The organism is Flavobacterium sp. (genome assembly GCF_027531905.1).
In the GTDB taxonomy this organism is placed as follows: Bacteria; Bacteroidota; Bacteroidia; order Flavobacteriales; family Flavobacteriaceae; genus Flavobacterium.
In genome coordinates this window covers 1-1,677 of sequence record NZ_JAPZSU010000047.1, presented here as the reverse complement: position 1 = coordinate 1,677, position 1,677 = coordinate 1, and the positions used below count along the sequence as shown (strand labels likewise).

Sequence of the window (1,677 nt, the reverse complement as noted above, 5' to 3'; positions counted from 1 at the left end):
GTTTTCGTTTACCTGTTAAAATTTATGCTACTCAAACACGAAAGCTCAACTTCGATTAACTTCGGATTGACGCTCCGGCTGGATACAGCCTCCGGGCTAAAGCCACATTGCTTCGCAACGTCGACAATCCTAATGCGTTATGCGAAAGGCTTAGATGCAACGCTTCAGAACATGGGTATCCTCAATCTATATCCTAGATTCTACTTAAAAATCGCCCAAAAGATTGCTGGAAATTTTCGGAATGTTCTATTAAATGGGACATATGTTGGAACTGACTGAAGATTATGAAAAATCCTTATTAAAATTGAAATTCATCGACCTTTTTGCTGGTATCGGTGGTTTTCATCTTGCACTTTCCTCTTTTGGGGCAAAGTGTGTTTTTGCTTCGGAATGGGATAAGCATGCTCAGGAAGTATACGAGAATAATTTTAGAATTAAACCGGCCGGTGATATTACAAAAATATCTGCTGAGGATATTCCAAAACATGACATCCTATGTGGGGGATTTCCTTGTCAAGCTTTTAGCATTTCAGGAAAGCAGAGAGGCTTCGAAGATACTAGAGGCACACTCTTTTTTGACATTGCAAGAATTTTAGAAGCACACCAACCAAAAATAGCATTCTTGGAAAATGTTGCTAACTTCGCAAAGCATGATAATGGTAACACTTTAAATATCGTTTTAGAAAGTTTGTCCAACTTAGGCTATAAAGTGTTTTATAATGTTTTAAATGCAAGTAATTTTGGATTACCGCAGGCACGAGAAAGAATATACATAGTATGTTTTAAAAAAGATCTAAACATATCAACATTTCAATTCCCAGAGAAGGATGGTAAGCAATCAACTCTTAAAGATCATTTAATTTCGGATCAAGAAATTAAAAGTGATTTCTATATTGAACGTGATGACATTCAATTTTCTGACAAATTCAAAAATCAATTGTTTGAACAAACTTATTATAAACCAATTAGAATCGGAACGGTAAATAAAGGTGGCCAAGGTGAAAGGATCTATGACATTAATGGTCATGCAATCACCTTATCTGCCTACGGCGGCGGAATCGGTGCTAAAACTGGTTTATATTCTGTCAATGGGAAAATACGAAAATTATTACCTCAGGAATGCAGTCGTATTATGGGCTTTCCTCCCAATTTCAAAATCGCAAATAGCAATTCACAAGCATATAAACAATTTGGAAACAGTGTTGCGGTAAACGTTGTACAATCAATACTAAAAAGGATAGTGGATACAAAATGTCTGAATCTGAAAGAAGAGCCCATATTGGCTCAATAACTGCTAAGGGTGGTTTCCTAAATGAAGCAGAAATAGTAAGCCATTTCAATGATTGGAAAGAATCTCAATTAGCTCAATCATGGCTCAAAATTATGGGTTACGATTTCAAGAAAGTTACTTCTTTAGAAGCTATACATATTCCTACCAAAATCAGTAAAGTAACTGCACTAAATTTCGGAATAAGTAACGAAGAATATCAAGAGGCAACAAAATTCAAAAAAGCAGATGCTCAACTGAAAATTGTTATTGGCGCTCCTGCAAAAAGTAATAAAATAAATATTTGACGAGATGATATGTTAAAAAAATACTCTAACGAGTACTATGTTTCGTAAAAATCAAGACTACAATAATCCAAGACTATTCCCTAACGAATCTCACTATCCTAA

Annotated in this window: 2 protein-coding genes; both read left to right on the top strand. The window is 35.2% G+C overall.

Annotated elements, in window-relative coordinates; genetic code table 11:
- Positions 1-262 precede the first annotated feature (262 nt).
- A complete protein-coding gene (gene dcm, locus O9307_RS12120) occupies positions 263-1,291 on the top strand; it encodes a DNA (cytosine-5-)-methyltransferase (protein ID WP_298299684.1) in 1,029 nt (342 codons plus the stop codon).
- On the top strand, positions 1,252-1,575 hold the full coding sequence (locus O9307_RS12115) for a hypothetical protein (RefSeq protein WP_298299681.1): 324 nt from the start codon (positions 1,252-1,254) through the stop codon (positions 1,573-1,575). Before dcm ends, O9307_RS12115 begins: the two co-directional genes overlap by 40 nt.
- Positions 1,576-1,677 lie beyond the last annotated feature (102 nt).

What these genes read in the sequence shown, in the direction of transcription:
- O9307_RS12115 (WP_298299681.1), top strand. Translation starts at nt 1,252, where the DNA reads ATGTCTGAATCTGAAAGAAGAGCCCATATTGGCTCAATAACTGCTAAG.
- dcm (WP_298299684.1), top strand. Translation starts at nt 263, where the DNA reads ATGTTGGAACTGACTGAAGATTATGAAAAATCCTTATTAAAATTGAAA.